Below are 5,088 nucleotides of genomic sequence, written 5' to 3' on the forward strand. Positions count from 1 at the left end.
CAGATCCCCACCCCGTGGCGCCGGACCTTCGAGCTGATCAAGGTCAATGGGCTCTCTTACGCGGAAACTGCCGAGGTCCTCGGCGTGCCCATCGGGACCGTCCGCAGCCGCATCAACCGGGCCAACGCCGCGCGAGCACAACTCCGGGCGAAAGAACGCGAAGCTCGCGGGAACCTTTTAGACTCCTCCGCGAGTCTCCTCTACTGACCAGCGCATCGGAGCGGCTGTGACCACACCGCCCGAAGACCGCAACTCACCGGCACCGTTCAGCTGGGAGGACCTGGCGGATCTGCGCGCCGGGACACTCACCGCTGGACAAGAGGAACGGCTACGCATCGTGATGGACCGCAACCCTGACCTCGCTCACCGCATGCTGGCCGAACTCGCCGCAGTAGAGACCGAGTTTCCAGACCCGCCCAACGCGCACGACCCGCTCCACGTGCCGCCCCAGGTGGCCGCCCGATGGCAATCGGCGATCGCGCGAGAGGCCGAACGCCGAGCCAACGGGTACCGCGCCGACCTCGAGGACTCGCACGACATGGCGGACCGGGTGGGTATGCCCGAACTGGCGCCGGAGGACCACTACCGCGAGGAGCCCGGGGACGACCAGGGCTGAGCACTCCCCCCCAACCACTTCGCTCGGCAGGGGCCCGCGTGTGGCCTTTCAAGGTTTCAGAAGCGTCGACGCCCCCCATCCGGTGGGATCCGGTGGGGCTCGCGGCCTGCCGCCCCGGGGCGCGGTAGTCCGGTCGCCGTTACGGGCTTGGTGGACTCGCAGCTCCCGCAGCGAAGTACTCGTTGACCGGGCATCGACGGTGCGGGGCGGAGCAGAGGCAGGCGGCGGAGGCGGCTGACGCGCGGCAGCCTGCGGCCAGGTGGCGCCATCGGGCGGTAGAACTACCGTCGGCCTCTCCGTGACTCGGGAGTGGGCCAGATGAGGGGGGCAGGGTGGTGGCGCAAGGGGACTCCGCGGGCTCGCGATCTCTGGCGGACAAGCTGAACTACCTGTTCAGCACGCTGGAGTCGCAAGGGCGGCCCACCACTCTCGACGAGGTGGTCGCGGGCATTCAGGCCTCCGGCGGATCGGTGTCGCGCGCGACGCTCAACCACCTGCGCCTCGGGCGCACCACCAACCCGTCGAAGGCAACCCTGGAGGACATCGCCCGGTTCTTCCAGGTGCCGGTCAGCTACCTGCTCGATGACCCCTACGCCCAGGTCAGCGCCGAGGAACTCGAGGTGCTGCAGGTCGTGCGGCAGGCAGACATCGCCGACCTCGTCCGGGCCATCGGTCACCTCCGGCCGGCGACCCGCCGAGCGCTGGAGCAGGTCGTCGCTGATCTGCGGGCCATGCCGACGCCCGGACACACCGAGCGCCCGGACCGCCCCTGACCTGCCCGCTCATCCGGCAGTGGGACTCGCGACCAGCCGCGACGGATGGCGGTAGTTCGGGCGCTGTTCCGGCGTCCTAGGGGCGTCGGGACCCACCGCGAAGTACTCGTTGACCAGCAGCGGAGCCGTCGTAGCGGAGGCGACCCTGTCCTGGCCGGTCCGGCCGTCGAGGACCAGCGGTCCGGCGTCGGTGTAGCCGTAGACCATGCCGTGCCAGGCGGTGGTGACCGTCGGTGGGACCCGCCCCGAGTCACGGGTGATCCGCCACAGCTCGACGCCGGCGGCGTCGAACCCGAGGACGGCGTCGGTCCCAACGTAGGGGGCGAGCGAGCAGATCGTGAGGGCCTGGTCGTCGGAGCGGCAGGACCAGCCCGGTTGGCCGTTGAGCGGACTGCCGACCGGTCGCCCGGTCGCGATCTCCACGACCTGACTGCCTCCGGCCGGGCGTGACAGGCTGCTCAGGTCGACCAGCATCCGAGCTCGCCCGACCGGCCACACCGCGCTGCCCGTGAGCCCGGCCCAGCGGGTGCTGCCGTCGCCGATGCTCAGGCCGCGCAGTTCACGCTCGACGAGGTCGCGGGCCTCGACGGCGACGGTGCTCTCGCCGACGAGCACAGCAGCGACGCCGGGCGCGGACCATCGCAGGGTTCCCCCTGCCAGGTCGACCGCGGCGGTGTGGGCGGTCGCGGAGGTCGATGCGCTCACGATGGCCGTGGTACCCACGACGCCGGCGACCGAGACCGTGAAGCCCGTCAGCGACTCCTCGAGCCACTCGGGAGGCAGAGGGACGGTGATGGAGGACAGCGTGCGGGCGGTGCCCGGATCCGCGGCGACCAGCTCGATGCCGCGGCGGGCCGGGGTGGTGCCCTGGCCGGGCTGCTCGACCGGCCAGGCCGCCAGGACCCGACGGCCCTCGGGCAGGTCGGCTAGCACCGGGGCGCCGAGGACCGACGGTGCCCCGATCGCGGTCGGGCGGGACACGTCCAGTCCGCTGAACAGCGGGGCCTGGGGGAAGCCGCCCACGATCGCCTCGCCCGAGGTCAGGTCGACCCGGGTCAGGCCGGCATCGGACAACGACCAGCCGTAGACGCCGTCGAGGACCTGCGGGGCCGGGAGCCCGGTGTCCCCGCCGAGGGACATCGTGGCGGGCCCGAACGCCGTCGGGGGATCGAACGCTTGCCGGGCAGGCGGGGTCGGCGCCCCGGGGGGGCGTCGACGGGGGTTGGGGCCGTGCACCCGACGAGGAGCAGCGCCGCGGCCGCACCGGCGGCCGCGGCTGCGACACGACGCCGCTGATCAGCGCGTGAACAGGTTGCTGCCCAGGTAGATCTGCCAGTCGGAGTCTTCAAGCCCGTGCCCCCCGGATCGCAGGTGATAGCTCATCCCCGGGCCGCGGAAGCCCTTCCCCGTGGCCGGCGGCCAGTTCGCCGAGGACAAGCCGGTCTCCCCGAGCCCGTAGAGCTCATAGACCGGGGCGGCACCGAGGTAGGACAGAAACTCGCCCTGCGGGTCGGCGTTGCCGTCGTCGGCGGCCGAGGCGACCACGACCCGGCCCGGCGCGATCAGCGCGAGTAGCTCGTTCTGGTCCACCGGCAGGGCGGCGGCGTTGCCGTCGAAACGCTTGTAGGTCTCGGGGAACCAGTGCGGGAACTGGGAGTTGATCGCCGAGATCGACTCGCCCGAGGAGTCGCGGCGGGCGAGCTTCGCTCCGGTGGAGCCGGAGTTGTTCGAGATGACCACCGGGAACCGCGGGTCCTGGGCGCCGGCCCACAGCGCGGCCTTCCCACCGCGGGAGTGTCCGATCACCGCGACCTTGCTCGGGTCGACGTCCGGGTCGGTCTGCAGGTAGTCCATCGCTCGGCTGGCGCCCCACGCCCACGCGCTGATCGTGCGGCCCGCGTCGGCCGGGAGGTCCTGTCCGGCGGGGTAGAACGCGTCGATCACACCGTTGCGGTAGGAGCCCGCGTCGTCGGGCGCGACCTCGTCGGCGTTGAGCGCGGCCAGGGCATAGCCGTCACCGGTGATCGTCGAGACCGGGGCGTAGCCCCCCGAACCCGGGTCGTCTCCCACCGAGCCCCGGTGGTCGATCAGCAGGAACGTGCCCTTCGGCTTGCCCGACGACGGGGTGAAAAGCCGCAGCGTGAAGCTCGCCGTGCCCTCGGGCCCGGTCACCGTGATCGTGACCTTCTTGGCCGACCCGCCGCCCCCGCTGCTGTCCTCAGAGAACGTCATCTTCGTCGGTGCGGGCAGCGAGGTGCCGTAGACGTTGTCCTGGAAAGCCTCGAGCAGCTGCGGGCGGCGCTGCTGCTCCCACTGGCGCACGCTGGTGACACGACCACCCGAGTCCAGAGCGAGCGGATCCGGGACCTCCAGGCCGCCCAGCGGGACCGCCGCCCGCACAGCCGCGGCGGCCACAGCCGGGGACCGGTCGACGCCAACTGTCGCCGATCGCGTCACCGCGATCCCGGACTCCTCGGCGGGGAGCACGGCCACGAGCAACGCGACAGCGCCGGCGACCACGCCTATCGGTGCACGCCGGCGGCGAGTCCCAGCCCTCATCCGACCCGTCCATTCGTTGATACGAAGGAGGGTAGACGATCCAGTTAGATGGATCTAGAACGTGAGTGTTCGTTGTCGCGCATCACTTGCGGCAGCGCCCCCGGGCTGGTGTGTCCAGGTCGGGCACCTGGACGCCATCGAGGCGAACCCGCCCGGCCTCTTGCCGATCAGCAGAACCGGGTCGGGCAGAGGCTGTCCGGTACGTCGAAGCCCCCGCCAGAGCTGCTGCCGTTGTTGTCCCGCCTGCCATCTCCGTCGTAGTCACTGAAGTCGTCAGCGGTCCCCCGCCGGCCGTCAGGACCCAACTCCAACCGCCGGTACCGTTCCTCTGCCTCCCGGGCCTCTCGAAGATAGGTCTGGCGGTCCTGGATCGCTTTCTCGGCGCAGGCCCCGGCCGTAGCCTCCCTGCGCTCGTCGGCCTCGACGAAGGCGCGGACGAAGCGTTCCCAGTACCCGAAGTCCAGATCCGACATCAGCTCCCGGTTCTGGTCGACAACCTGAGGCAGCGGGGTCGGCTCGTACGATCCGCTGGACCGGAGTTCGACTTCTGGATCTGGTTCGGCCAGCCCCGTCGCAACCATCTCCTCGTTCACCGTCGGACGGCTCATGTCGGGTCGGCCCTCCGGCGTGAGGTAGTGCAGGAAGCCGCTGTCCTCCGGGTCGCCGCCCCGGTCGGTGGACCTCACCAGTGCGAACTTGGTTCCGGCCGGGACGGTGACGCTCAGACGCTGGACGAATGCCTTCCGGTACTCCCTGTCGGTCTCCAGGTCGCACTCGATCGGCCGGATACGGGCCAGCTGGATGTCGGTGGGGTACCGGCCGCCGTAGTCGAAGGTGATGAAGTTGAAGATCGCTTCGGCGTCGAAGGCGGCGACCGTGCCCGTCCATACCGGCTGGCGCCCGAGGTCGTCGAGCGCGCGTTCGCGCTGCTGCTCCTGCTCGTAGGCGGCGCGTCTCTCAGTGAAACGGTCGCCGCACCCGGCGACTGAAGTGCCGACGAGCAGCGCCACCACCATCAGAGATAGGCAGGCCCATCGTGGCCGGGCGCAATCTCGCCGCATGGCTCGAGAGGTTATCGGGAGTTGAGCGCTGCCGACCGTCGCCTGCTGATCAAGCTGATGCCGTCGGACACCTACAGCC

At 70.8% G+C, this 5,088-nt stretch carries 6 protein-coding genes; 3 read left to right on the forward strand and 3 right to left on the reverse strand.

What is annotated here, in order from left to right:
- From WHI96_RS27030 to WHI96_RS27040, 3 genes are all read left to right on the forward strand, one after another.
- Positions 1-207: sigma factor-like helix-turn-helix DNA-binding protein (locus tag WHI96_RS27030; protein WP_349302490.1), on the forward strand; the 207-nt coding region annotated here is incomplete at its 5' end.
- A 19-nt stretch (positions 208-226) separates the two neighbouring features.
- A complete protein-coding gene (locus WHI96_RS27035; protein ID WP_224404097.1) occupies positions 227-616 on the forward strand; it encodes an RsmA family anti-sigma factor in 390 nt (129 codons plus the stop codon).
- Positions 617-948: 332 nt separating this feature from the next.
- Entirely contained in the window at positions 949-1,389 is a 441-nt protein-coding gene (locus tag WHI96_RS27040; RefSeq protein ID WP_224404096.1) for a helix-turn-helix domain-containing protein, read from the forward strand.
- Positions 1,390-1,398: 9 nt separating this feature from the next.
- On the opposite strand, the gene WHI96_RS27045 is transcribed toward WHI96_RS27040, so the two are convergent.
- The 3 genes from WHI96_RS27045 to WHI96_RS27055 all read right to left on the reverse strand — a co-directional run bounded on the left by WHI96_RS27045 (position 1,399) and on the right by WHI96_RS27055 (position 4,964).
- A complete protein-coding gene (locus WHI96_RS27045) occupies positions 1,399-2,529 on the reverse strand; it encodes a hypothetical protein (RefSeq protein ID WP_345648621.1) in 1,131 nt (376 codons plus the stop codon).
- Positions 2,530-2,685: 156 nt separating this feature from the next.
- Positions 2,686-3,909 carry a dienelactone hydrolase family protein gene (locus WHI96_RS27050; RefSeq protein ID WP_345648624.1) on the reverse strand — a complete coding sequence of 408 codons (1,224 nt, stop codon included), beginning with the start codon at positions 3,907-3,909 and terminating at the stop codon, positions 2,686-2,688.
- Between the two features lie 206 nt (positions 3,910-4,115).
- Positions 4,116-4,964 carry a hypothetical protein gene (locus WHI96_RS27055; protein ID WP_345648627.1) on the reverse strand — a complete coding sequence of 283 codons (849 nt, stop codon included), beginning with the start codon at positions 4,962-4,964 and terminating at the stop codon, positions 4,116-4,118.
- Between the last annotated feature and the right edge of the window lie 124 nt (positions 4,965-5,088).

The sequence above is a fragment of the Pseudonocardia tropica genome (genome assembly GCF_040105315.1).
Classification (GTDB): Bacteria; Actinomycetota; Actinomycetes; order Mycobacteriales; family Pseudonocardiaceae; genus Pseudonocardia; species Pseudonocardia alni.

Coding starts and splice junctions, on each gene's coding strand:
- WHI96_RS27045 (WP_345648621.1), bottom strand. CDS start 2,529: ATGTCCCTCGGCGGGGACACCGGGCTCCCGGCCCCGCAGGTCCTCGAC.
- WHI96_RS27055 (WP_345648627.1), bottom strand. CDS start 4,964: ATGGTGGTGGCGCTGCTCGTCGGCACTTCAGTCGCCGGGTGCGGCGAC.